The organism is Microbacterium helvum (assembly GCF_014779795.1).
Taxonomy (GTDB): Bacteria; Actinomycetota; Actinomycetes; order Actinomycetales; family Microbacteriaceae; genus Microbacterium; species Microbacterium helvum.
In genome coordinates, this window is the sequence record NZ_JACXZS010000007.1 from 237,072 (window position 1) to 261,299 (window position 24,228).

Sequence of the window (24,228 nt, forward strand, 5' to 3'; positions counted from 1 at the left end):
GCGAGTTCTCGAGAGCGGCTCACCGCGTTTCGTCTTCGCTCGTTCCTCGCTCCGCTCAACGACCGGGATAGATAGAGGCCTCCGCGGGCCACGGGAGGGGTAAGCGCCCCGCGGTGCGACAGGGATGGATGCGGGCTCCCTGGGCGGGGAGCGCGCCCAGCCACGCGTGAAAAGATGGAGGCATGACGGACGCCCCGGCCCAGACCTCCCCTGACACCCTCGGCTACACCCTGTGGGCCGTGTTCCGGCGAGACCCTGCGCGTCCGGCGCCGGCAGGCGATCTGGCCGCCGCGGTGGCCGAGGTCGAGGCCTCGGGGGTCGTCGTGCGCGGGTTCTACGACGTATCGGGTCTGCGCGCCGACGCCGACCTGATGATCTGGCTCGCCGGCGTGGGCGTCGCCCCCGAGGTGCTGCAGGCGGCGCTGCGGACGCTCCGCCGCGCCGAGCCGCTCGCGAGCCTGCTGCCGGTGTGGAACGTCATGGGCGTGCACCGCGACGCCGAGTTCACCGCCAGCCACCTGCCCGCGTTCATGCGCGACAAGGACCCCGAGGCGTGGCTGACCGTCTACCCGTTCGTGCGCTCGTACGACTGGTACATCCTGCCCGACGACGAGCGCCGGCAGATGCTCGCCGACCACGGTCGCAAGGGCGCCGCTCACCGGTCGGTGCTGAGCAACACCGTTGCGTCGTTCGCGCTCGGCGACTACGAGTGGATCCTCGCCCTGGAGGCCCCCGAGCTCGTCGACCTCGTCGACCTGATGCGCGACCTGCGCCAGACCGAGGCCCGCCGCCACGTGCGCGAAGAGGTGCCGTTCTTCACCGGACGCCGTATCGGCCTCGACGAGATCGCCGAGGTGCTGGCGTGACCACGCTGCGCATCGGCACCCGCGGCAGCAAGCTCGCGCTCGCCCAGACCGGCATGTTCGCCGACGACCTCGCCGACGCCACCGGCGTCACGACCGAGATCGTGACGATCACCACCGACGGTGACCGCTCGAACGAGCCGCTGTCGCGCGCCGGCGGCACCGGACTGTTCACCGGCGCACTGCGCGACGCGCTCGAGGCCGACGAGTGCGATGTGATCGTCCACTCGCTGAAGGACCTGCCCACCGCGCCCCACGAGCGACTCGTCGTGGCCGCGATCCCGGCGCGCGAAGACCCGCGCGACGCGCTCGTCGCCCGTGACGGACTCACCCTCGATCAGCTGCCGGACGGCGCCCGCGTGGGCACCGGCTCGCCCCGTCGCATGGCGCAGCTGCGCGCACGTCGCCCCGGCCTCGAGGTCGTCGACATCCGCGGCAACGTCGACACCCGGCTCGGCAAGGTCACGAGCGGAGAGCTGGATGCCGTCATCCTGGCGGCCGCCGGCCTGCGCCGTCTCGGTCGCGCCGAGGTCGTGACCGAGTTCCTCGACGCCGACGCGTGGCCCACGGCCCCCGGCCAGGGCGCCCTCGCGATCGAGGTGCGCCGCGGCGACGAAGACCTCGTCCACGCCCTCGACCACGCCGAGACCCGTGCCGCAGTGGAGGCTGAGCGGGAGGTGCTCGCCCTGCTCGAAGCCGGCTGCTCGGCACCCGTCGGCGCCCGTGCGGTCGTCGATGCCGGGCTCCTGCTCCTGTCGGCGAGCGTCTACAGCCTCGACGGCACCACCATCCTCACGTCGTCGCACGCCGCCGCATGGCCCGACGCCGATGCCCCGCGCGACGTCGCGGGCGCGGTCGCGCGCGAGCTGCTCGCCGCCGGCGCCGCCGGCCTCACCGGAGAACGCCCGTGATCGATCGATCCCTTTCTGCGGGGGCCGGCCCCCTCACCCCCCGGCCTCGACGCCTGCGCGCGACACCTGCCATGCGACGCCTCGTCGCCGAGACCCGGCTGCACGCCGCCGAGCTGATCCTCCCCGTCTTCGTGCGCGAGGGCAGCGGGGCTCCGGTCCCGATCTCGTCGATGCCCGGTGTCGTGCAGCACACCACGGACTCGCTCAAGGGAGTGGTGGCGGATGCCGCGGCCGCCGGCATCGGCGGCATCATGCTGTTCGGCGTTCCCGAGCACAAGGACGCCGTGGGCTCCGGCGCGACCGATCCGGACGGCATCCTGAACGTCGCGACCCGCATCGCGGTCGCCGAGGCGGGCGACGCGCTCGTCGTGCAGACCGACCTGTGCCTCGACGAGTTCACCGATCACGGCCACTGCGGCGTGCTCGACGCGAACGGCTACGTCGACAACGACGCCACCCTGGAGCGCTACCGCGAGATGGGCGTGGCGCAGGCAGAGGCGGGCTCGCACCTGCTGGGCCTGTCGGGCATGATGGACGGTCAGGTCGCCGCGGTGCGCGACGCGCTCGACGACGCCGGCTTCGCGAACACCCCGATCCTGGCGTATGCCGCGAAGTACGCGTCCGCCTTCTACGGCCCGTTCCGCGAGGCCGTGCAGTCCTCGCTCGTGGGCGATCGCCGCACCTACCAGCAGGACCCGGCGAACCGCCGCGAGGGCGCGCGCGAGCTCGATCTCGATCTCGCCGAGGGCGCCGACATCGTCATGGTCAAGCCCGCGATGAGCTATCTGGACGTGCTGGCGGATGCTGCGGCATCCAGTCCCGTCCCGGTGTGGGCGTACCAGGTGTCGGGCGAGTACGCCATGATCGAGGCCGCCGCCGCGCACGGCTGGATCGACCGCCGCCGTGCGATCGAGGAATCGGTGGTGAGCATCCGCCGGGCCGGTGCCGACGCCGTGCTGACGTACTGGGCCCTGGAGCTAGCGGAGTGGATCCGATGACGACGAATCAGCAGGAGTTCGACCGCGCCCGCGGTGCGATGCCCGGAGGAGTGAACTCGCCGGTGCGCGCGTTCGGCTCGGTCGCCGAGACGCCGCGGTTCTTCGTGTCGGCGTCGGGCCCGTACGTCACCGACGTCGAAGGGCGCGAGTACGTCGACCTCGTCGGGTCGTGGGGCCCGGCGATCCTCGGCCACGCGCACCCCGCCGTCGTGAAGGCGGTTCAGGATGCCGCCGGCCGAGGTCTCGGCTTCGGTGCCAGCACTCCGGGCGAGACCGAGCTGGCCGAGCTCATCGCCGCCCGCGTCACCCGCGATGGCTCACACCCCGTCGAGCGTGTCCGGCTGGTGTCGACCGGCACCGAGGCGACGATGACCGCCATCCGCCTCGCGCGGGGCGCGACCGGCCGTGACCTCGTCGTGAAGTTCGCCGGGCACTACCACGGCCACTCCGACGGACTGCTGGCAGAGGCGGGTTCGGGCGTCGCGACCCTGGCGATGCCAGGCTCCGCCGGTGTTCCCGCGGCCATCGCAGCGCAGACGCTCGTCATCCCCTACAACGACCTCGGGGCGGTTCGCGAGGTGTTCGCGGCGCGCGGCGACGAGATCGCCGCGGTGATCGTCGAGGCCGCACCGGCCAACATGGGCATCGTGCCGCCCGCGCACGGCTTCAACGCCGCTCTCGCCGACATCGCGCACGCACACGGCGCACTGCTGATCCTCGACGAGGTGCTCACCGGCTTCCGCGTCGGGCCCGCAGGCTGGTACGGCATCGATCCCGTGCCGTTCGCCCCCGATCTGATCACGTTCGGCAAGGTGGTCGGAGGCGGGCTGCCGCTCGCCGCGATCGGCGGTCCGGCCGCGCTCATGGAGCTGCTGGCTCCGCTCGGACCGGTGTACCAGGCCGGCACGCTGAGCGGCAACCCGCTCGCCGTCGCCGCCGGGCGCGCGACGCTCGATCACCTCGACTCCGCCGCCTATGCCCGCCTCGACGCCGCGTCGACGGCGATCGCGGAGGCCGCAGCATCCGCCCTCTCCGCAGCGGGCGTCACCCATGTGCTGCAGCGCTCGGGCAACCTCTTCTCGATCCAGTTCGCGGCCGAGGCGCCGACGGACTACGACACCGTGAAGGCACAGCAGGCGTTCCGCTACCCGCCGTTCTTCCGCTCGATGCTCGCGCAGGGCGTATCGCTGCCGCCGTCGGTGTTCGAGGCGTGGTTCGTGTCGGCGTCGCACGACGACGAGGCCGTGTCGCGCATCGTCGCGGCGCTGCCGGCCGCCGCCCGTGCCGCCGCGGAGGCGACCCCGGGCTGAGCCCGGATCATCCGCGAGGATGACGGCGACAGGGCGGGATCACTCTCTCGCCGGACGCGCCACGGCGGTGCCGCACGGCACCGTGGAGGCATGAGTTCTTTCGTGATCGAGGCCACCGGCCTCGAGAAGTCGTTCGGCACCACGCGCGCGCTGGCGGGGGTCTCGCTCGCGGTGCGGGCCGGCGAGTCGGTCGCCATCATGGGCGCGTCGGGTTCGGGCAAGACGACACTGCTGCACTGCCTCGCCGGCATCACCCTCCCCGACGCGGGGACGGTGACGTTCCAGGGCCGTGCCGGGCGCGTCCAGGTGAACGCGCTGAGCGAGCGGGATCGCTCGCAGCTGCGCCGGGAGGAGTTCGGGTTCGTGTTCCAGCAGGGGCTGCTGATCCCCGAGCTCACGGCCATCGAGAACGTCGCCCTCGCGCTCATGCTGAACGGCATGTCGCGCCGCGAGGCGACATCGCACGCGGCGGGCTGGCTCGACGCGCTGGGCCTGGGCGGGATGCACGACCGCCGCATCGGACAGCTCTCCGGCGGCCAGGCGCAGCGCGTGGCGATCGCCCGCGCGCAGGTGACGGGTGCCGCCGTCGTCTTCGCGGACGAGCCGACGGGCGCGCTGGACTCCACGACCTCGGCCGAGGTGATCGGCGCACTGCTGCACTCCACGACCGGTCAGGGCCGCACCCTCGTCATGGTCACCCACGACGCCGACGTCGCCGGCCGCTGCTCGCGCATCATCGAGGTGCGCGACGGGCGCATCGTCGGCGAGCGCGTCGGAGCGGCGGCATGATCGCGCGCGTCGCGTGGCTGCTCGCCCGGCCCGGCGCGTCGGGCACGGCGACTCTGGTGCTGCCCGCCACCGCGTTCGCGATCGTGACGGCGCTGCTGCTCACGGTGCTCGGCGGCGCCCAGTCGTTCTGGACCTGGAGCGACGACATCGCGTTCAGCTACCAGCTGCTCGCCGTCGTCGCGCTCGTGCTGCTCGTGGTGCCCCTGGCCTCGCTGGGAGGCGCGGCGGCGCGGCTGTCGGCGCGACGTCGCGACGACCGGCTCGCGACGCTGCGCCTGCTCGGCGCCACCCCGGCGACGGTCTCGGCGCTGGCCGTGCTCGAATCGACTGTGCTCGCGCTCGGCGGAGCGATCGCAGGGGTCGCCGGCTACTTCGCGATCGTGCCGGCTCTCGCCCTCGTGCCGTTCCGAGGCGAACCGCTCGGCATCGACGGGGTCGTGCTCGGGCTGCCGGTGATCGCGGCCGTCGTGATCGGCATCGCGATGCTCGCCGCCATGAGCGCGGTGCTCGGCCTGCGGCAGGTCGTCATCTCGCCCCTGGGCGTGCGCACCCGCCAGGACGCGCCGAAGCTGTCGTGGGTGCGTGCGGGCATCGCCGTGGCGGTGGTCGTCGTGTCGTTCGGCCTCATGAGCGTGCTGCAGGTCGCCGGCAGCGCGATGGTGATCATCGCGTTCCTCGCCGCGGCGTTCGGCGGGACCCTCGCGGTGCTGAACCTCGTAGGCCCGTGGGTCCTCCGCCTGGTCGCGCAGCGGCAGGCGCGGCGGGCCGCGCGCCCCGCGAAGCTGCTCGCCGCCCGCGCCGTCCTGGAGTCGCCGAAAGCGGCCTGGCGGCAGGTGTCAGGGGTTGCGATGACGAGCTTCATGGCCGTGTTCGCGGGCGTCGGGGTCGCGCTCGTGGACCTCACGACCGGGAGCGGCGGACTGGACCCCGAGGGCGCGCAGCTGTTCGCCGACATCCGCACCGGGGTGCTCATCACGGTGGTCGGCTCGTTCCTGATGGTGGCGTGCTCGGTGGGAGTCAACCAGGCAGCAGGAATCCTCGACCGGCGGGATCTGTACCGCTCGCTCGACATGCTCGGAATGCCGGAGCGCACGATGGATGCCGCACGCCGGCGCGCGGTCATGTCGCCGCTGCGGATCACCGCGATCGGCTCAGCGGTGATCGCGGCCATCGTGATGCTGCCGCTCACCGGCGTCACCCTGCTCGTCCAGCCGCTCGCGCTCATCGTGATCGCCGCGGTGCTCGCGGCGGGAATCGGCGTGGTGGCGCTGGGGCTCGTCCTGACCAGGCCGTTGCTGCACCGCGCCGCAACGGAGGTCTGAGCGTCGCGCAGCCGGGCTCGGCACGGCTCATTAGGGTGAAGCCATGCGCATCCTCGATTCCATCGACGACGAGCTGATCGGGCAGCTGCGACGCGACCACGAGTTCTTCTGGTTCGATGCGACCGACCTCGCGCCCGACGACATCAAGCGGCTCGGCGCGCTGCTGGATCTGCATCCCCTCGCCGTCGAAGACAGCATCGCGTTCGGGCAGCGCCCGAAGCTCGACACCTACGGCGACACGGCGCTCCTCGTGCTGGAGGGCGCCGTGTCGTCGCAGCCCGAGGACCGCAACTCGCACCCGCTCGAAGAGATCCACTGCCATCTGAGCGGCGATTTCATCGTGACGCTGCACCGCCACCCGTACGCGGAACTCGGGCGGGTCGCCCCGCTGTTCTCGACCGCCAAGACGCCCAAGAGCGAGCAATACCACGTCTACAAGATCATCGACGTGATCGTGGACAGCTACTTCCCGATGCTCGCCGACCTCGACGAGCAGATCAACGACCTCGAAGACGCGATCGCGTCCGGCGGCGGTCGTCGCGAGCTCGAAGAGACGTTCCGCCTCAAGCGCCTGCTGCTGCGGCTGCGCAAGGCGGTCGTGCCGATGCGCGACGTGTTCGCGCGCGAGATCGAGGTGATCGCCGACCTCGCCGGGCTGGAGGCCGACAGCCACGACTACTTCCGCGACATCTACGACCACCTGATCCGCATCACCGACGAGCTCGACTCGTACCACGAGATGGTCACGGGTTGCACCGACCTGTACCTCTCCACCGTCGCCAACCGGCAGGGCGAGACGTCCAAGCAGCTCGCGATCATCGCATCGATCTTCCTGCCGCTGAGCTTTCTCACCGGGTTCTTCGGCATGAACTTCGGCTGGGCCGTGACCCACGTCTTCGCCGGCCCCTGGGCGTTCTTCTTCCTGGGGCTGGGCACGATGGCGATCTCGGCCGGGGGCATGTGGCTGTTCTTCCGCCGCAAGGGCTGGACGGGCAACGACGGTTGAACGGCGGCCCTACGCGTCCGCGTGCTGGTCACGGGGCGGCAGCAGTGCCAGCGAGACCAGCGGTGTGAGCGCCACCAGCCCGAACGCGAGCGGGTAGCCGGCCACCGTGATCAGGGCCCCGACGACCGGCCCCACGGCCGAGGCGCTGAGGAACTGGCCGGTGTTCTGGATGCCGAGAGCCCGGCCCGACCAGCGGGAGCCGGCGGCTTCGGCCACGGACGTGTAGGCCAGCCCGTTGTCGGCGACGCTGATGGTCGCCGCGATCACGAAGAGCGCGGCCGCCACGGCGTCCCAGTGCGCCCAGCCCGCGAGGCCCAGGGCGACCATCGCGACCACCCCGGCGATCGCGACCCACCGCAGCACGCCGACACGAGTGCCGAAGCGGTCGCTCAGGTGCCCGATGACGATGCGGCCCAGCGCTCCCACGAACTGCGACCCCGCCACGACGAGACCGGCGGTCGCGGCATCCCACCCCATCCCGGCCGTCAGCCACACCAGGCCGAAGGTCGACAGCGTGAACTGCGGAAAGACCAACAGCGCCGACACGAGGTGGATGCGCAGCAGGAACCCGTCGCGCGCGTACGGATTCGCGGATGCCTGGTCTGCGGCACCGGCGGGCGCGCCCGGACGGGGCGGATTGCGGATTCCCCACGCGCAGAGCGCCGCGAGGACGAGCGCAGCCGCCCCTGACAGCACGAACGGGGCGGTGAGACCGTAGCCCGATGCGAGCGCGGGGACAGTCACCGCCGCGACGGCGACGCCCAGCGGCTGCGACATCTGCCGGATGCCCATCGCGAGACCGCGCCGATGGCGCGGGAACCATCCGACGACCACCCGACCGCTGGCGGCGTTCGTGCTCGCCGATGCGGCGCCACCCAGCATCAGCACCACGGCGAGCCAGACGTAGCCGTCCGCGGGCAGCGCCGCGAAGGCGAACAGCCCCGTCAGGGCGAGACCGCCGGCGATGACCCACCGCTCTCCGAAGCGGTCGGCCAGCGCGCCCCACGCGACGAGGGTGAGCACCATGCCGAAGGTGGGAGCCGAGGCGAGCAGGCCCGCCTGAGCAAGCGGCATCCCCTCGGCATGCAGCAGCGGGATGAGGTAGGCGGGCGTCGAGACGAGCATCGTGCCCGCGGCCTGGGCGGCGACGCCCAGCGCGAGCATGACCCATGCTCTGGACGGAGTCCTCACCTGCTGTGTCGCCACCTGATTCGACATGGGCCTTCTTTCCTCCGCGGCGGTCGAGTACCATTACGGTATACCACTCTGGTGAACCAGGAGATCTTCATGAACGCAGCAGGCGACGGCGGCCTGGCCGACCGGCTTCGCACGGCGATCCTGTCGCTGGAGCTGATGCCCGGCGAAGGATTGAGCGAACGCGGACTGGAGTCCCTGCTCGGCGCCTCGCGGACCCCGATCCGCGCCGCACTGATGCGGCTCGAGAACGAGGGGCTGACGCGCCGCGAAGGCCGCGGCTGGCAGGTGACACCCATCGACCTCGCCGAGATCCGGGCGGTGATGGAGTATCGCGAAGCCGTCGAGGCGGCCGTCGTGGAGCATGCCGTCGAGCGCGCCGAAGACGCCGAGCTGACCGCGCTGGGCGCCCTTGCCCAGGTCCACCACCACCACGACGACGAAGAGGTCGGGCTGCAGGACGGCAGCGACTTCCACCTCGCGCTGGCACGGTTGTCTCGCAACCCGTTCCTCACCGAGGCGATGGCGGGCGCGCTGACCCGATTGAGCCGCACCCGCTGGCTGGAAGTCCGCACGCCCGAGTCGCGCGCCCAGGCGCGCACCGAGCACATGCAGATCGCTGCCGCCGTCGCCGATCGCGACGCGCCCGCGGCGCGACAGCTCGTCGTGCAGCACAGCCGGGGCACGCGCGACCGCCTGCTGGCCTCACTCGAAGCGGAGCGCCGGCGCCTGCGCGGCCGCGGGCTCTCGATCATCGAGTCGTCGGCTGCTCCCCCGTCGCTCAGGGCGGTCTGACCCGCCGGAGCACCGGACGCGCCGAAGCCTCGGTACGGTCAGGCCGCCAGCGCGGCGAGCACGGTCTCGCTCACGAGACGCGGTGCCTCGTCCGCCGTGATCTCGCCCTGATGCACAGCCGTCGACGCCCCGTGCAGCACCGCCTGCGTCACGCTCAGCTGCCAGGCGATCGGCACATCGCGCCGGAACTCCCCCGCCGCGCGCCCGCGCTCGAGCAGCCGCCGCACTCGTGCGGCCGGCTCGTCATGGGCGCGCCGCACCTGCTCCGCCGAGAGCACCTGCGCGGTCGCCACGACGAGCGCGCCGAACCTGTGGGTCAGGTGCCACGTCGCCTGCAGCAGCGCACCGAGAGCCTCGCGGGGGTCGCCGGAGACGTCGACGCGCGCGAGCTCCTGCTCGGTCTGCCCGATCGCACGCTCGGCCACCTCGCCGAGCAGCGCCGCGCGCGAGTCGAAGTGTCCGTACAGCGTGATGCGGCCGACACCGGCCGCGCGTGCGATCTCAGCGAGACTCGCCTCGGGATCGGCCGCCAGCATCCGCGTCGCCGCCTCGACGATCGCCTGCCGGTTGCGCACCGCGTCCGCCCGCTGCGCGCGGACCGGGGTGCTCGCACCACTCGCGGTCACAGCATCCACCCTTCCCTTAACTTGAACACCAGCGTACAGTTTCTGCTATCTCGTACACCAGTGTTCAAGAAAGGATGCCGCCATGCGCGCGACCACCAGCCCAGACCGGACGCAGCAGAGCGCCGCGAACGAGACCCCGGCGCGTGCCGGATGGCGTGTCTTCTGGCCTGCCGCGCTCGGCGTGGCCGTCGCCGCCGGAACGGCCTACGGCCTCAGCGACGGCCGTGACGTCGCCCCGATGGTGGCCGCTTCGGGATTCGTGTACCTCGCCGCAGCCGCGACCGGCCGCCGCAGCGCGGCCTGGTTCGCGTTCGCGGCGACCTTCGTGCTGATCGCACTGCACAAGCTGGTCGGACTCGATGCGACCCTGTTCATGCTCGTCCTCGCGGTCGGCCTCGTCGCCTTCGGCCTTGCGACCCACCACACGCGGCCGTGGTGGTCGCTGACGCTGCAGACGGTCGCGATGTTCGTGCTCGGTGCGGCATCGCTGATCGCCGTCAGCCTGGACCCGCTCGCGGGTGGGCTGCTCGTCGCCGCGGCCCTGCTCGCGCACGCCGCGTGGGACGTCCACCATCACCGCACCGGGCGCGTCGTGGACCGCTCGCTGGCCGAGTTCTGCGCCGTGCTCGACGTCATCGTCGCCGTGGTCGTCGCTGTCATGGCGTTGACCGCCTGAGTCGGCCGGACGCAGAAGAGCCCGCCGGATCCGGCGGGCTCTTCGGTGTTCTGGTGGACCTGAGGGGAATCGAACCCCTGACCTCCTCGATGCGAACGAGGCGCGCTACCAACTGCGCTACAGGCCCGTGAACCTCGAAAACACTATCACGGCTCGAGGTGTGCTCCGAATCGATCGAGGAGCCCGGGCGCGCCTCACGCGCCCGCCGCGCGACGGGTCAGCAGATCGCGCACGTGGGCCTCGATCTCGGCATCGTCGACGTACCCCATGCGGGCGTAGTCGGTGCCCGACGACGCCGTCCGCGCCGTGCGGGCGGTGTCGATCGACGGCGGCCGCTGCTCGTCGGCGCGCACCCGCATCGCCTCTTCGAGCGCCGCCTGGCGCAGCGCCGCGCGAGCGGCCTGCGCGTCGAGCACGGCCGCCGCACGCGAGCCGGCCGAGGCCGTGAGCGGCTGCGGCAGCGTCCGCGGCTCCCATGCCCGCTGCTCCGCCTCGAGCTCGACGTCCTGCACCGCCGCGGTGCGTCGCGGTGCGGCATCCACCGTCTGGGCGACCGCCCTCGCCGCCACCCGCGAGAGCCGATGAAGGATGAGAAGGGATGCCGCGGCCAGCCCGACTCCCGTCCACAGCAGGGTCTGCACGCCGCTGGTGACGGTCTCGTAGGCGCCCCACGCGGCGAGTCCGAGTCCGAGCACCCCGACGAACGTCGAGGCCAGCCGGAACCGGCGACGGACGCGAGCGCGGCGGGCGGCGGGGAGCGAACGCGCCGCCGCGACCTGGGCACGGGCGACGGCTTCGGCCGAGGCTCGCTCGGCGCGGGTGCGCTCGAGGTCCACCCGAGCCGCCGCCTCCGCGGCGGCCCTCTCGGTGCGGGCGCGTTCGAGGTCGGCCTTCGCGCCGTGCAGTGCGGCCTGCTCACGTTCGGCGAGAGCGCGCTTGGCGAGCTTCTGCTGGGCGGCCGCGGTGCGGGCGTTGAGCTCCAGCCGCACCTCTTCGGGGGTCTCACTCGTCTCGGCGAGCACGCGCAGCGCCTGGTTCAGGCGGACGGCGTTGCGCTCAGCGGCGTCGTACTGGCGCCTGCTGTGCCACGTCGGCAGCAGATACACCAGCCACAACGCCGCCGCGACGAGGACGACGACACCTCCGCCCAGCACCTGCCCGCCCATGCAGACCACGGTAACCCGACCGGACGCCCGCCACGCTCGCATCTCGTCGCGTGTCGCGCGATGAGTGGGCGACCGGGGACCCGGGTCCTTCAGGCGTGCAGGCGGTCCGTCGGAGGGACCATCGCGGCGTCCTGCGGCGCACGACCGGACACCCAGCGCTGCAGGACGCCCTCGGGGACGTCCTCGCGCACGAGCGCGAACGCGTAGTGATCGCGCCAGTCGCCGTCGATGTGGATGAACCGCCGCCGCAGTCCTTCGTAGCGGAAGCCGAGTTTCTCGACCACGCGCAGGCTCGCGCGGTTCTCGGGGCGGATGCAGATCTCCATGCGGTGCAGCCGCATCTCGCCGAAGCAGATGTCGGTCGCGAGCGCCACGGCCGTCGGGGTGATGCCGCGCCCGGCGAACCGCTCGCTGACCCAGTAGCCGATCGTCGCCGACGCCAGGGAGCCCCGGGCGATGCCCCAGACGTTCAGCTGGCCGGCGAGCTCACCGTCGTACTCCATGACGAACGGCACGCCCACACCGTCGCGGTACTGCTGCAGCAGCCGCCGCACGCCCACGCGCATGTCGAACGACACCGGCCCGTCGGGGCTGGTCGCCTCCCACGGACGCAGCCAGCCGCGGTTGGCGAGCAGCTCGTTCTGCAGCCCGCGCGCGTCGCGCTGCTTCACGAGCCGGATCGCCACCGGGCCATGACTGCGGGGAGCCGTCAGATCCATGAGACCCCCTCGAACGGGCGGCGTCAGAGATTCGCCGCGAAATCCTTGAACCAGGGACGCAGGTCGGGGCCGAGATCGTCACGATCGACCGCCAGCTGCACGATGGCTTTGATGTAGTCCACCCTATCGCCGGTGTCGTAGCGACGGCCACGGAAGACGACGCCGTAAACGCCGGGTCCGTCCGGGTCGGCGGCGAGCTCCTGCAAGGCGTCGGTGAGCTGGATCTCGCCACCCTTGCCGGGTTCGGTGCGCTCGAGGATCTCGAACACCGAGGGGCTGAGGACGTAGCGTCCGATGATCGCGAGGTTCGAGGGCGCTTCTTCGGCCTTGGGCTTCTCGACCAGACCGCTGACCTTGACGACGCCGTCCTGCTCGGTGGGCTCGGCCGACGCGACCCCGTACAGGTGGATGTGCGACGGGTCGACCTCCATGAGGGCGATGATCGCCGCACCGGTGCGCTCGTGCTCGGCGATCATCGTGGTCAGAAGCTCGTCGCGCTCGTCGATGAGGTCGTCACCGAGCATGACGGCGAACGACGAGTCGCCGACGTGCGCCTTGGCCCGCAGCACCGCGTGGCCGAGGCCCTTCGGCTCGCCCTGGCGCACGAAATGGATGTCGGCGAGGTCGCTGGATTCCAGAACGCGGTGCAGACGGTCGAGGTCGCCCTTGTCTTTCAGCTTCTCCTCCAGCTCGGGCACCGAGTCGAAGTGGTTCGAGATCGCGTTCTTGTTGCGGCCGATGATCACGAGGATGTCATCGATGCCCGCCTGCGCGGCCTCTTCGACGACGTACTGGATCGCCGGCTTGTCGACGACCGGCAGCATCTCTTTCGGCATCGCCTTCGTTGCCGGGAGGAAGCGGGTACCGAGACCTGCGGCCGGGATCACGGCCTTGATCGGGGGATGAGGCATTGTCCGAGTCTATGGCGTCGGGCGGCGATCCCCCGACTCGCGGCCGGACGCCCTGTGGGATGCGCCCCGTAGACTCGACGGCATGTCCGACGCCATCGCCGATGCGAAGCGCGCCCTGCGCGCGGAGCTGCGCGAGCGACGCCAGCTGATCTCGGAGTCCGCACGCGAAGCCGCCGAGGCAGGTGTCCATGCCCAGCTCGACGCGCTCGTCGCCGAGCACGACGCCCGATCGATCTCATGCTTCCTGTCGACCACGACCGAGCCCGGGACGCGTTCCTTCGTCGCGGATGCCGCCGGCCGGGGCATCCGCGTCCTGCTCCCCGTCACCCGCACCGACGGCCTGCTCGACTGGGCCGTCGCGACGCCCGACGGCGAGATCGCCGAAGGCCTGTTCGGCCTGCCCGAGCCGGTCGGCGAGCTGCTCGGCCCCATCGCGCTGAACGACGTCGATCTGCTGATCGTGCCGGCGGCTGCGGTGGACCGCTCGGGCATGCGCCTGGGCTGGGGCCGCGGCTTCTACGACAAGACCCTCGGGTCGATGGAGCGCTGCCCACCGGTGTACGCCGTCGTGTACGACTCCGAACTCGTCGACGAGGTGCCCAGCGACATCCACGACCAGCGCGTGACCGGCGTCGTCACCCCCACGCAGACCATCACCCTCGCGCCCACGCGGCGCTGAACCCGAACCGACCGAATCCCGCGAGAGAATCCATGCCCACCTACGCCTACGCCTGCAAGCAGTGCGGTCACCGCTTCGACGCGGTGCAGTCCTTCGCCGACCCCACCCTCACCGAGTGCCCCGAGTGCGGCGGACCGCTCCGCAAGGAGTACGGCTCGATCGGCGTCACGTTCAACGGCTCGGGCTTCTACCGCACGGATTCCCGCTCAGCGGATTCGGGATCGCGCGCAGGCGCGAAGACGTCGGGATCGGATGCCTCGGGTGGCGCCTCCTCGCCGACTTCGACATCATCGAAGTCCGAGGCGAAGGCCTCGCCCGCGTCGTCCGGAGCCTGATCCAGAGCCCCACGACGCGGGACGACACCCAGTCGACACACCCAGGGGGGTACCCGTGATCAAGGGCTTCAAGGAATTCATCGTCCGAGGCAACGTCATCGACCTGGCGGTCGCTGTCGTCATCGGCGCCGCGTTCACCGCGGTCGTGAACGCGATCGTGGCGAGCGTGGTCAATCCCATCATCGCGCTCTTCTGGAAGCCGGACGAGGACGGCACGATCGGCTTCACGGTGCAGGGTCTGTGGGGGCCGGTCACCTTCCCGATCCAGGACCTCATCAACGCCGTCATCGCATTCCTCGCCGTGGCGATCGTCGTCTACTTCGTCTTCGTCGCACCGATGAACCACTTCAAGGAGCGCGCGGCGGCCAAGCAGGGCGTGCCCGAAGAGCCCGAGGCACTGCCGAGCGAGGCCGAACTGCTCGTGCAGATCCGCGACCTGCTGCAGAAGCCGCAGTCCTGAGGGACCGCCCGTCAGTAGTGGGGCGGGACGTCACGCCGCATGCGCTCGTCGTTCGGCCCTGAGGAATCGGTGGATGCCGCGCCGGCTGCGGCCGCGGCATCCACCTCCTCATCGGCTGGCGTCGGCTCGGCGGTCGTCCCGGGCGCGGGCGTCAGCTTCGCCCGGCGTGAGCCCTTCACCCGCTCGATGCGCTGACGGTCACTCGACGACATCGATGGGCTGCGTCTCGTTGTCGACACGCGGCGCGTCCGGCGGCACGCCGAGCATCGCCGCGATGCGCTGGGCGACGTCGGCCGGGTCGCGGTACAGATCGAAGGAGTGAACGCGCACATAGTGCCATCCGAGGCGCCGCAGCACCTGCGGGCGCAGGCGCAGCGACTCGCGCAGGGATTCGCCGACGGTCTCGGGGTCGCTCTCGACCACGACGGCCTTGCCGTCGTACTGGGCGACCAGCGGCAGCAGGCCGCGGTAGTGCACGTCCACCGACAGCCCGGCCCGGCGCAGCTCGCGGGCGAGCGCCCGCGTGAGCGGGTCGGCGAGATCCTCGAGCCGCGCCTCGCGGGCGCGCGCGGCGATGCCGCCGAGGATCGACATCAAGGTCGCGGCGCCGTACTCCAGGCGACCGTCGTCGAACGCCGACGGCCGGATCGACGACACGATCACCATCGACCTGCGCGCGCGCGTCATGCCGACCGTCAGCAGCCGCTCGCCGTCCGGCGTCGACAGGTCGCCGAAGTCGCTCAGCACGCGGCCGTGCTTGGTGAGACCGAAGCCCAGTGAGAAGATGACGCGATCCCGGCTCTCGGCCACCGACTCCTCGAGGGTCAGCACCGCGAACGGCTCGGCGGTGTCGCGAGAGACGAAGTCGGCGACGTCGGAGCGGCCGACGAAAGCCGCTTCGACGGCGCCGCGGATCCGCTCGGCGTGGCGGGCGCTGGCCGTGACGACCATGAGCGACTCCGAGCCGCGGTTGACCGCGTGCTCCACGACGAGCGTGACGACCCGCGCCACCTCCGAGTCGGGACTCTCGACCGCGCCGGTCACCGGGTCGGGTGCGCCATGGCCGCCCTCGACGTAGTCCACGGCGAGGCTGCCCCGGCCGAGGTAGGAGCCGGCCCACGGCAGCGACACGAGCTCCCCGCCGTAGAACGCCTCGTTGACGAGCGCCGCGAGGTCCTCGCCGCCGGCACGGTAGCTGCGCGTGAGCGTCTCGACCGGGAAGAGCTCGGCCAGTCGCTCGAACACGCTGGTCTCGTCGAACGGCACCGGCTCGTCCGCGTCTTCGCCCACCGGGGTAGCCGTCGGGAGCGCGGGGGCTCCGGCGGCCACGACGAACGGCGTCGGCTTCTGCGTCACGGGATCGCCGAACGCGACGACCTGCGATGCGCGGCGCAGCGCGGGAGCGGCCTCCGCCAGGCACAGAGCTCCGGCATCCGCCAAGACGACGACATCGAACGGGGACGACGCGGGGATCCGCGGCACCTCGTACGGGGACGCGAGCCACACCGGCGCGAGCGTGCGCGAGAGCGTCGGCGCGACCGCGGTGAGCTCGGCGGGCGTCACCGCACCGCGCTTCAGCGCCTGCTTGAGCGCGCTCGCCTCGTCGGCGTGGTCGACGATCCCGATGCGCCACTGCGTCGCGAGCTGCGCGGCGAGAAGAGGCCCGGATGCCGCGGCGTGCGCCTCGTCCACCAGGCGGAAGTCCCGTTCGAGGCGGTCGACGACGGCCGTGTTGGCGCCCAGCACGGCACGGTCGGTGCGCAGCACCAGCTCCAGCGCGGACTGCCACCACGCGAACTCGAGCTCGGCCGCGACCTGCTCCTCGGGCACGTGCCGCACCGAGAGCTCGAGCAGCAGCGGCTCCAGGCCGAGCGCGGCGAGCTCGGAGCGCAGCGTCGCCCGCTCCTTGAGATTGTCGAACACATCGGAGTCCGCGGCGAGGCCCGCCAGCGTGCGCACGAGCTGCTTGACCGGCAGCGCCGCGAGGCGGTCGGGGCCGGTGCGGCCGAGGACAGCATCGAGCTCGCCGAGCTCCGACTCCACGCGATGCCACGCGACCTGCACGTCGCCGAGGCCCAGCGGCACCTCGGGGGTGACCCCCGCCTCGACGTAACGCTGCCACTCGGTGCGCTGGTGGTGGATGCGCACCAGCGCCTCGTACATGTCGGGGACGTGCACGCCCGGCCGCAGGTACTCTCGCGACAGCCGGCGCAGGCGACGGCGATTGGCGCCGGTCATCTCGGGGGCGTCGCGGCGCGCGGCGTGCGCCTGGATCAACTCGCCGAGCGGTCGCTCGAACACGGTCATGCTGAACTTGTCGAGCGAGTCGCGGATCCCCTGCATGAGGCGCAGGTAGACCCCGAGCTCGTCCACGGTCTGGAACGGCCGCATGCGCGTCTGCCCCACGAGCTCGTACCCGCGCTCCAGCAGGGTCGGCAGATCGCTGCGCTGCAGCTTGCCCGCGAGCGCATGCGCCGCTCGCGCCTGCTCGACCGTCGCGAAGGTGACGCCGTACCAGGGCGAGTCGTCAGGCCCGAACCGGAACTCCCCCAGTCGCGCAGCGGCCGCGAGCTTCGCCGCGGCCTCGGGGCGCGTCGTCGCGAGGCTCTCGAGCGCGTCCTCGTCGAAGCGCGCCTCGGTCGCCGGTGCGGCGCCCGAGTCGGCCAGGGTGGCCAGGGCCCGCAGGATGTCGAGCACCGAGACGCCGAGGGAGGGATGCCGGTCGGTCACGGCCGCACGGTAGTCGCCGAGCACGCCGCGCAGGCGGACGAGGGCGTCGTCGATGTCGGCGACCTTGGGCGCCTCGGCCTTCTCGTTCCGCCCGATCGCCCGGATGAGGTCGCGCTGCAGCCGATCCGGCGACACCGCCAGCCCGGGCAGCCCGATGCCTGCGAGGCGATGCCGCACGCCGTCGAGCGTGGAGCGCCGCGCGCTGACCACCAGCACGCTCTTGCCGTCGCGCACCAGCTGGCCCACCGTGTTGATGACGGTCTGGGTGCCGCCGGTGCCCGGCAGGGTGTGCACGACGATCGACTGGCCGTCGGCGATGCGGGCGAGCACGCGCTCCTGCTCGGAGTCGGCGTCCAGCAGCAGATTGTCGGAGGCGGGAGGACGGTGATCGGGGCTCGTCGGCACCGGTCCGTCTCGTCGGATCGTGAGCGCCTCGCGATCCGACACGTGGCCGGCGAGCGCGTTGAGCACGGGGTGGTCGAGGTCCGAGGCGTCGGCGGCCATGCGTCCGCCCACGTCCGCGAAGCTCGACACGAGCAGGCGGGGCTTCACGGCGTAGCTGTCGATCGAGGCCGTCAGCGCACGCAGATGGTCGATGACCGGCTGCGGTTTGAACACGCCTCCCTCGTACGCGAGGGCGGCGAGGCCCCCGGCGTCGATCGCGATGCCGTAGTGACGGCGCATCGCCCGCACCAGCTCGGGGTTGACCGAGAACGTGCCGTGCAGCTTGAGTTCGAAGTCGCCGTGGTGCCGCCGGATCGCGAGCGGTCGCAGCAGCACCGGCGCGCTGCACACGAGCCCGCCGATGCGCCAGTTCGCGAGGCCCACCGCGAGACGCACGGTGTCGAGGCCGCGGGTCGTGCGCAGCTCGAGATCCTTCGACGTGATCCGCTCGGCCGCGATCCGGGCGCCGCGCAGCGCCACCTCGTCGCGGAAGAGGTTCGACAGCAGCGTCGAGCGCCCGGTGATGAACTGCGGCAGGCTTCCGGGATGCGCCTTGGTGATCTCGATCGCCGCGTCCTGGCCGTCGACGAAGTGCTGCAGCGTCGAGCGGCCGCCGAGCTCGGCCGACTGCACCCGCAGCCGCTCGCGCTCAGGTTCGGCCACGTGCATGACGGTGACGTCGGGTTCGGCGAGACCGAGGTCGCCGGGGGTCACGATCGACCCGCGTTCGGCGTCCTCTGCGCCCAACACGGCGCTCCGCTCTGCTCGCCACACACGAGTTACCCTAAGCGCCGTGCCCGCGGGGTACTTGCAATGGACCTGAGTTTCGCGGTATTGGACACGTGACCGGGCGCGCCCTTCCTCCCCAGAAGGTCCGCGCGCCATGCCGTCCGCCGGTTGTCCCCGATCGGCGAGGTCCACCCCTCACAGCGTCGGGAGGCCGCGCCAGGATGGTCGCATGACCCCGACGGAACCGCCCCGCTACCGCGTCCACCCGTCGCCCATCGGCGACGTCCTGATCGTCGTCACCGACGACGGCATCGTGACGCTCCATCCGTTCGACGGCCCGCTGCACGGCGAGATCGAACGGGTCGCTCTGCAGCTGCACGCCCTCCCCGTCCCCGACGAAGACGCGGATGCCGCAGCCTCACCCTCCCCCGGCACCGCCGCCGCGGTGTTCGAGGCCGCGCAGTCCCAGCTCGACGAGTACTTCGCCGGGGAGCGCCGCGCGTTCGACCTGCCGCTGGACTGGCGGCTCGTGCGCGGCGGCTTCGCACGTGCCGCGCTGCAGGCGGTGTGCGACATCCCCTACGGCGAGACCGCCGGCTACGGCGAGGTGGCGATCGCCGCCGGCATCGCGCGTGCCGCCCGCGCTGTGGGCACCGCGTGCGCGACCACGCCCTTCTCGATCGTGGTGCCGGTGCACCGGGTGGTGCGCGCCGACGGCTCGCTCGGCGAGTACGGCGGGCGACCCGACGTCAAGCGCTACCTCATCGACCTCGAGCAGGGACCGAGCATCCCGCCCGCGCCCGCCGGGGCGCGCGAGGCCCGGACCGCGGGCGTGTAGGCCGCCCGCGCAGCGGGGTCCGGGAACCGACCCGGACCCCGCACACCCCTCCCCTGAATGGGCCGGTGCCTCTGAATGGGCCCGATGCCGCCGAATCGGCCCGATGCCGCTGAATCCGCCCGATGATAGTGTCGACGCTACAAAAGGCGGCGAGGACGCCGTCATCGCCGGAAGCAGGTAGTCGTGGGCGCGTCCCTTCCCCACCACGCACCGGTCCCCGAGCGTTCATCGTCAGGGGTCCGTGCTGCCGTCGGCGCACCCGACGAGCTGAGCGACGCACAGGCCCTCGACCATGCCGTCGCCGAGCTCGTGCGGCGCACCCGCTTTCCCGTCGCCTTCGGCGGGCTCGTGCTCGACGGCGCGATCCACGTCACCTCCATCCACGGCGCTCGCACGCACAGCCTCGACGGCCTCGTCGTCGAGCAGGCGAGGGGACTCGGCGGCCGGGCGCTCATCGAGAAGCGGCCGCGCCTCGCGATCGACTACCGCTCCGCGCGGAGCATCACGCACGACTACGACCGGGCCGTGCTGGGCGAGGGCATCGCGACCCTGTTCGCCGTGCCGATCCTCGTCTCGGGCCGCGCCCGCGGCGTCATCTACTGCGGGTCGTGGGCCGAGGCCCCCGTCGGCGACGTCGTCGCGCGCCCCGCCTTCGCCGTCGCCGACGAGCTGTCGAGCGAGCTGCGGATCCGCGACGAGGTGCAGCGCCGCCTGGCGCTCGCGCGGGCCATGCCGGGGGTGTCGCCGGCGCTTCCCGCCGCGGCGCAGGAGGGACTGCGCGAGACCTACGCCGAGCTGCGCAGCATCTCGGCGCTGGTGTCGGACCCGGCCATCCGCGCGCGACTCGACCGCCTGGAGCAGCGCGTGGCTGCGCTGTCGTCCGACGCGGTCGAGCCGCTCGCCGAACTCGATGTGCGCCTGTCGCCGCGCGAGGTGGACGTGCTGGCGTGCGCCGCGCTCGGCTCGACCAACGCCGAGATCGCCGCGACCCTGGATCTCAAAGAGGGCACGGTCAAGTCGTATCTGCAGTCGGCGATGGCGAAACTGGATGCCTCCACCCGCCATGCAGCGGTCGTCATGGCCCGCCGCGCGGGAATTCTGCCCTGAGACAATTCCGACACCATTCACGGCGTGGCGAGAGCCATTCCTTGATCGCGGCGAATTCCCGTCGCTAATGTCGACATCATGGCCCGTAAAATCATCCACCAACTCGTCGACGACATCGACGGGACCGTCCTGGAAGTCGGCGACGGCGAGACCATCCTTTTCTCGCTCGACGGCACCGCATACGAGATCGACCTCTCGGCAGAGAACGCGAATGCGCTCCGCGCCGCACTCGGTCCGTACACCGAGGCAGGCCGACGCGTCTCGTCCGGTCGTTCGGCCGCCCCTTCCCCGGCGTCGGGTGGCCGGCGCCGCGCCGGACAGCGCGACCTCGGCGTGGTGCGCGAATGGGCCAAGGCGAACGGCTTCAAGGTGTCGGAACGGGGCCGGGTTCCGGCATCCATCCTCGAGGCATACGACGCGGCTCACTGAACCTCACCGCACGCTCGGCCCTCGCCGCGATCCCGGATCGCCGCGAGGGCCCTTCTCATTTCATGTCACGGCACCGTAATTCGTGAGAGCTCGATGAGAATCTCGTCGACTCTCTCTTTTGCGTCTCCGAAGAGCATCTGGGCGTTCTCGCGGTAGAACAGCGGATTCGCGACGCCCGCATACCCCGACGCCATCGAGCGTTTGAACACGATCACATTCGACGCCTCCCACACGCGCAGCACCGGCATACCCGCGATCGGGCTTGACGGATCCTCGGCGGCGGCGGGATTGACGGTGTCGTTCGCTCCGATCACCAGGACGACATCGGTGCGCGATAAGTCGTCGTTGATCTCGTCCATCTCGAGCACGATGTCGTACGGCACCTTGGCCTCGGCCAGCAGCACATTCATGTGCCCCGGCAGACGCCCGGCGACCGGGTGGATGCCGAACCGCACCTCGACGCCGCGCTCGCGCAGCTTCTGCACCAGGTCGGCGACACCATGCTGCGCCTGCGCGACAGCCATGCCGTAACCCGGGGTGATGACGACGCTCCCCGCACCGGCGAGCATCTCGGCGGCGCCCGCGGCGTCGATCTCGCGGTGCTCGCCGTGGTCCTCGTCGCCGCCGCGCGGCGCCTCGATGCCGAACCCGCCGGCGATCACCGACAGGAACGACCGGTTCATCGCCTTGCACATGATGTAGCTGAGGTAGGCACCCGACGATCCGACGAGCGCGCCGGTGACGATCAGCAGGTCGTTGTTGAGCAGGAAGCCGGCCGCGGCCGCCGCCCAACCCGAGTAGCTGTTGAGCATCGAGACGACCACCGGCATGTCGCCACCGCCGATCGACGCCACCAGGTGCCACCCGAGCGCGAGCGCGAGCACCGTGACGAGGATCAGCAGCCACAGTTCGGGGGTGATCACGTACCAGACAGTGAGAGCGATGAAGGCGACGAGCGCACCGATGTTGAGCGCGTTCTTGCCCGGCAGCATGAGCGGGCGCGAAGAGATCCGCGCCGACAGCTTCAGGAACGCCACGATCGAGCCGGTGAAGGTCACACCGCCGATGAAGACGCCGATGAACACCTCGGCGTGATGGATGTCGGCGAGCGCCCCGGTGAGCCCGGTGTCGTACAGGGCGCCGTTCCACCCGACGAGAACGGCGGCGAGCCCGACGAAGGAGTGCAGGAGCGCGATGAGCTCAGGCATCCCGGTCATCTCCACGATGCGCGCCCGCCACAGCCCGATCGAGCCGCCGACGACGACGGCGATCACGAGCAGCACGAGGCCCGTCGTGCCCGACGGTGTGCCCCACGCGCCTGCGACGGTCAGCCAGACCGTCGCGATCAGCGCGACCACCATGCCGACGATGCCGTACGTGACGCCGCGACGGCTCGTCTCGTGCTTGCTGAGGCCTGCCAGGCTCAGGACGAACAGCAGGGCGGCGACGACGTAGGCCGCCCCCGCGACGGCTCCGGCGACCGGGATCATCGGGCGTCGCCCTTCTGGAACATCGCGAGCATGCGGCGGGTGACCGCGAAGCCGCCGAAGATGTTGATGCTCGCCAGCAGCACGGCGATCGCCGCGAGGATCTGCACGGTGAGATCGGGCACCGTGATCTGCACCATGGCGCCGACCACGATGATGCCCGAGATCGCGTTCGTCACGCTCATCAGCGGTGTGTGCAGCGCGTGCGCGACGTGGCCGATGACGTAGAAGCCGACGACCACCGCGAGCGTCAGCACCAGGAAGTGCTGCGGCAGCGGCGGCGGGGCGAACGCGCACACCGCGAACAGCGCGGCGATCCCCACGAAGACGAGCGCCGTGCGCGACCCGGCCGACATCGGCGCGCGGGCCGAGGCCGAGGAGGTGGCCGCCGTGGCGGGGACGGGCGCGGCGGCGGGGGCGGCCGAGACCTGGACGGGCGGCGGCGGCCACGTCACCTCGCCGTCTCGCACGACGGTGACGGTGCGCTGCACGACATCGTCGAAGTCGAGCGCGAGCACGCCGTCCTTCGCGGGGGTGAGGAGCTTCACCAGGTTGACGAGGTTGGTCGAGAACAGCTGCGACGCCTGCTGCGGCAGCCGGCCCGCCAGGTCGGTGTAGCCGAGGATCACGACGCCGTTCGCCGTGACGGTCCGCTCCCCCGCCACCGAGCCCTCGACGTTGCCACCCTGGCCCGCCGCCATGTCGACGATGACGCTGCCCGGCTTCATGCTCGCGACGTCGGCGGCCGTGATGAGCCGCGGCGCCGGACGGCCCGGGATGAGCGCCGTCGTGATGATGATGTCCACGTCGGCGGCCTGCTCGGAGTAGATCTCCGCCGCGCGGCGGTCGTAGGCCTCGCTCGTCGCCTTCGCGTACCCGTCGGCCGAGACCTCCTTCGCCTCGTCGGGCACCACGACCTCGAGGTACTGCCCGCCGATCGAAGCCACCTGGTCGGCGACCTCGGGACGCGGGTCTGTCGCGCGCACGATGGCGCCGAGGCTCGACGCCGCACCGATCGCGGCGAGTCCGGCGACCCCGGCACCGGCGACGAGCACCTTGGCGGGCGGCACCTTGCCGGCCGCCGTGACCTGGCCGGTGAAGAACCGGCCGAACTCGTGCGCCGCCTCGACGACCGCCCGGTAGCCGGCGATGTTCGCCATCGAGCTCAGCACGTCCATCGACTGCGCCCGCGAGATGCGGGGCACCGCGTCCAGGGCGATCGCGGTGATGCCACGTGTCGCGAGCGCCGCCACCAGGTCCGGCCGCAGCGACGGGCTCAGCGTCGCGACGAGGATCGCGCCGTCCGCGAGCAGGTCGATCTCGGACGGCGTCGGCGCAGTGACCTTCAGCACGACCGGCGACGCCCACGCCGTGTCGGCATCGACCACGACCGCGCCGGATGCTGCGTACGCGGCATCCGGAAAGGACGAAGCCGACCCCGCGCCGGACTCGACGACGACGTCGTAGCCGAGGGTGAGGAGTCTGGGGACGGTGGTCGGAGTCGCGGCCACCCGGTTCTCGCCGGGTGCTTCGGCGACGATGCCAATGCGGGTCATGCGTGCCACGATGTCAGACCGCCGCGCCGGAACGCCATGCGTGTCGCCCGATCCGGCGATAAGAACCACCGAAGTTTCATAGGGCACAGGGATTCGTCGCCGAGCCGGTTCATCGCCGACGGCAAGCCTCGCCGTAAGCGGCGCCCGT

General features: G+C 71.6%; 24 protein-coding genes and 1 tRNA gene. 15 read left to right on the forward strand and 10 right to left on the reverse strand.

The genetic code is table 11. The features are described 5' to 3' along the window. The first annotated feature begins 182 nt into the window (after nucleotides 1–182). The 7 genes from hemQ (at nucleotide 183) to IF188_RS12460 (ending at nucleotide 7,199) form a co-directional block, all read left to right on the forward strand. The gene (gene hemQ, locus IF188_RS12430; protein ID WP_191172121.1) at nucleotides 183–866 is read left to right on the forward strand and encodes a hydrogen peroxide-dependent heme synthase; all 684 of its coding nucleotides are present in this window, start codon (nucleotides 183–185) and stop codon (nucleotides 864–866) included. Then, nucleotides 863–1,774, forward strand: a complete 912-nt coding sequence (gene hemC, locus IF188_RS12435; protein WP_191172122.1) for a hydroxymethylbilane synthase — start codon at nucleotides 863–865, stop codon at nucleotides 1,772–1,774. Before hemQ ends, hemC begins: the two co-directional genes overlap by 4 nt. Nucleotides 1,775–1,845: 71 nt before the next feature. Further along, complete coding sequence (gene hemB / locus IF188_RS12440) at nucleotides 1,846–2,772, forward strand: porphobilinogen synthase (RefSeq protein WP_396652778.1); 927 nt, start codon at nucleotides 1,846–1,848, stop codon at nucleotides 2,770–2,772. Continuing rightward, nucleotides 2,769–4,082: a glutamate-1-semialdehyde 2,1-aminomutase gene (gene hemL, locus IF188_RS12445; protein ID WP_191172123.1), complete on the forward strand. Its 1,314-nt coding sequence runs from the start codon at nucleotides 2,769–2,771 to the stop codon at nucleotides 4,080–4,082. The genes hemB and hemL overlap by 4 nt, the downstream gene beginning before the upstream one ends. Nucleotides 4,083–4,172: 90 nt before the next feature. After that, nucleotides 4,173–4,871, forward strand: coding sequence for an ABC transporter ATP-binding protein (locus IF188_RS12450; protein ID WP_191172124.1), 699 nt, complete (start codon nucleotides 4,173–4,175; stop codon nucleotides 4,869–4,871). Beyond that, a complete protein-coding gene (locus tag IF188_RS12455; RefSeq protein ID WP_191172125.1) occupies nucleotides 4,868–6,193 on the forward strand; it encodes an FtsX-like permease family protein in 1,326 nt (441 codons plus the stop codon). The genes IF188_RS12450 and IF188_RS12455 overlap by 4 nt, the downstream gene beginning before the upstream one ends. A 43-nt stretch (nucleotides 6,194–6,236) precedes the next feature. Continuing rightward, nucleotides 6,237–7,199 carry a magnesium transporter CorA family protein gene (locus IF188_RS12460; protein ID WP_191172126.1) on the forward strand — a complete coding sequence of 321 codons (963 nt, stop codon included), beginning with the start codon at nucleotides 6,237–6,239 and terminating at the stop codon, nucleotides 7,197–7,199. 9 nt (nucleotides 7,200–7,208) lie between these two features. Here IF188_RS12460 and IF188_RS12465 read toward each other — a convergent pair whose 3' ends face one another. Then, on the reverse strand, nucleotides 7,209–8,417 hold the full coding sequence (locus tag IF188_RS12465; protein ID WP_191172127.1) for an MFS transporter: 1,209 nt from the start codon (nucleotides 8,415–8,417) through the stop codon (nucleotides 7,209–7,211). Nucleotides 8,418–8,486: 69 nt separating this feature from the next. Here IF188_RS12465 and IF188_RS12470 point away from each other — a divergent pair, with 69 nt between their 5' ends. Next, the gene (locus tag IF188_RS12470) at nucleotides 8,487–9,188 is read left to right on the forward strand and encodes a GntR family transcriptional regulator (RefSeq protein WP_191172128.1); all 702 of its coding nucleotides are present in this window, start codon (nucleotides 8,487–8,489) and stop codon (nucleotides 9,186–9,188) included. 38 nt (nucleotides 9,189–9,226) lie between these two features. Here IF188_RS12470 and IF188_RS12475 read toward each other — a convergent pair whose 3' ends face one another. After that, the gene (locus IF188_RS12475; protein ID WP_318152870.1) at nucleotides 9,227–9,814 is read right to left on the reverse strand and encodes a TetR/AcrR family transcriptional regulator; all 588 of its coding nucleotides are present in this window, start codon (nucleotides 9,812–9,814) and stop codon (nucleotides 9,227–9,229) included. An 82-nt stretch (nucleotides 9,815–9,896) separates the two neighbouring features. Between IF188_RS12475 and IF188_RS12480 the strand changes: the two genes are divergently transcribed. Next, the gene (locus tag IF188_RS12480; protein WP_191172129.1) at nucleotides 9,897–10,490 is read left to right on the forward strand and encodes a hypothetical protein; all 594 of its coding nucleotides are present in this window, start codon (nucleotides 9,897–9,899) and stop codon (nucleotides 10,488–10,490) included. 51 nt (nucleotides 10,491–10,541) lie between these two features. On the opposite strand, the gene IF188_RS12485 is transcribed toward IF188_RS12480, so the two are convergent. The 4 genes from IF188_RS12485 to galU all read right to left on the reverse strand — a co-directional run bounded on the left by IF188_RS12485 (nucleotide 10,542) and on the right by galU (nucleotide 13,286). After that, a tRNA-Ala gene (locus tag IF188_RS12485) sits at nucleotides 10,542–10,617 on the reverse strand. 67 nt (nucleotides 10,618–10,684) lie between these two features. Beyond that, nucleotides 10,685–11,656: a large exoprotein gene (locus tag IF188_RS12490; protein ID WP_191172130.1), complete on the reverse strand. Its 972-nt coding sequence runs from the start codon at nucleotides 11,654–11,656 to the stop codon at nucleotides 10,685–10,687. 89 nt (nucleotides 11,657–11,745) lie between these two features. Continuing rightward, nucleotides 11,746–12,375, reverse strand: a complete 630-nt coding sequence (locus IF188_RS12495) for a GNAT family N-acetyltransferase (RefSeq protein ID WP_191172131.1) — start codon at nucleotides 12,373–12,375, stop codon at nucleotides 11,746–11,748. Nucleotides 12,376–12,398: 23 nt separating this feature from the next. After that, nucleotides 12,399–13,286, reverse strand: a complete 888-nt coding sequence (gene galU / locus IF188_RS12500) for a UTP--glucose-1-phosphate uridylyltransferase GalU (protein ID WP_191172132.1) — start codon at nucleotides 13,284–13,286, stop codon at nucleotides 12,399–12,401. An 82-nt stretch (nucleotides 13,287–13,368) separates the two neighbouring features. Between galU and IF188_RS12505 the strand changes: the two genes are divergently transcribed. The 3 genes from IF188_RS12505 to mscL are packed head-to-tail and all read left to right on the forward strand — an operon-like array spanning nucleotide 13,369 to nucleotide 14,760. Then, nucleotides 13,369–13,965, forward strand: a complete 597-nt coding sequence (locus IF188_RS12505; protein ID WP_191172133.1) for a 5-formyltetrahydrofolate cyclo-ligase — start codon at nucleotides 13,369–13,371, stop codon at nucleotides 13,963–13,965. 32 nt (nucleotides 13,966–13,997) lie between these two features. Further along, a complete protein-coding gene (locus IF188_RS12510; RefSeq protein WP_191172134.1) occupies nucleotides 13,998–14,300 on the forward strand; it encodes an FmdB family zinc ribbon protein in 303 nt (100 codons plus the stop codon). A gap of 55 nt (nucleotides 14,301–14,355) precedes the next feature. Next, nucleotides 14,356–14,760, forward strand: a complete 405-nt coding sequence (gene mscL / locus IF188_RS12515; protein ID WP_191172135.1) for a large conductance mechanosensitive channel protein MscL — start codon at nucleotides 14,356–14,358, stop codon at nucleotides 14,758–14,760. Nucleotides 14,761–14,771: 11 nt separating this feature from the next. Here the strand turns inward: mscL and IF188_RS12520 are convergent, their stop codons facing one another. Beyond that, nucleotides 14,772–14,972: a hypothetical protein gene (locus IF188_RS12520; protein WP_191172136.1), complete on the reverse strand. Its 201-nt coding sequence runs from the start codon at nucleotides 14,970–14,972 to the stop codon at nucleotides 14,772–14,774. Beyond that, nucleotides 14,959–18,684, reverse strand: coding sequence for an AAA family ATPase (locus IF188_RS12525; RefSeq protein WP_396652781.1), 3,726 nt, complete (start codon nucleotides 18,682–18,684; stop codon nucleotides 14,959–14,961). The genes IF188_RS12520 and IF188_RS12525 overlap by 14 nt, the downstream gene beginning before the upstream one ends. Nucleotides 18,685–18,892: 208 nt before the next feature. Here IF188_RS12525 and IF188_RS12530 point away from each other — a divergent pair, with 208 nt between their 5' ends. The 3 genes from IF188_RS12530 to IF188_RS12540 all read left to right on the forward strand — a co-directional run bounded on the left by IF188_RS12530 (nucleotide 18,893) and on the right by IF188_RS12540 (nucleotide 21,037). Next, nucleotides 18,893–19,501 carry a methylated-DNA--[protein]-cysteine S-methyltransferase gene (locus IF188_RS12530; protein ID WP_191172137.1) on the forward strand — a complete coding sequence of 203 codons (609 nt, stop codon included), beginning with the start codon at nucleotides 18,893–18,895 and terminating at the stop codon, nucleotides 19,499–19,501. Nucleotides 19,502–19,684: 183 nt separating this feature from the next. Beyond that, complete coding sequence (locus IF188_RS12535; protein ID WP_191172138.1) at nucleotides 19,685–20,608, forward strand: helix-turn-helix transcriptional regulator; 924 nt, start codon at nucleotides 19,685–19,687, stop codon at nucleotides 20,606–20,608. A 78-nt stretch (nucleotides 20,609–20,686) separates the two neighbouring features. Next, nucleotides 20,687–21,037: a histone-like nucleoid-structuring protein Lsr2 gene (locus IF188_RS12540; RefSeq protein ID WP_191172139.1), complete on the forward strand. Its 351-nt coding sequence runs from the start codon at nucleotides 20,687–20,689 to the stop codon at nucleotides 21,035–21,037. A gap of 65 nt (nucleotides 21,038–21,102) precedes the next feature. On the opposite strand, the gene pntB is transcribed toward IF188_RS12540, so the two are convergent. Both pntB and IF188_RS12550 read right to left on the reverse strand, forming a co-directional pair. Next, nucleotides 21,103–22,527 (reverse strand): Re/Si-specific NAD(P)(+) transhydrogenase subunit beta, encoded by a 1,425-nt coding sequence (gene pntB, locus IF188_RS12545; protein ID WP_191172140.1) that lies wholly within the window; start codon nucleotides 22,525–22,527, stop codon nucleotides 21,103–21,105. Then, the gene (locus IF188_RS12550) at nucleotides 22,524–24,080 is read right to left on the reverse strand and encodes a Re/Si-specific NAD(P)(+) transhydrogenase subunit alpha (RefSeq protein ID WP_191172141.1); all 1,557 of its coding nucleotides are present in this window, start codon (nucleotides 24,078–24,080) and stop codon (nucleotides 22,524–22,526) included. The genes pntB and IF188_RS12550 overlap by 4 nt, the downstream gene beginning before the upstream one ends. Nucleotides 24,081–24,228: the final 148 nt, after the last annotated feature.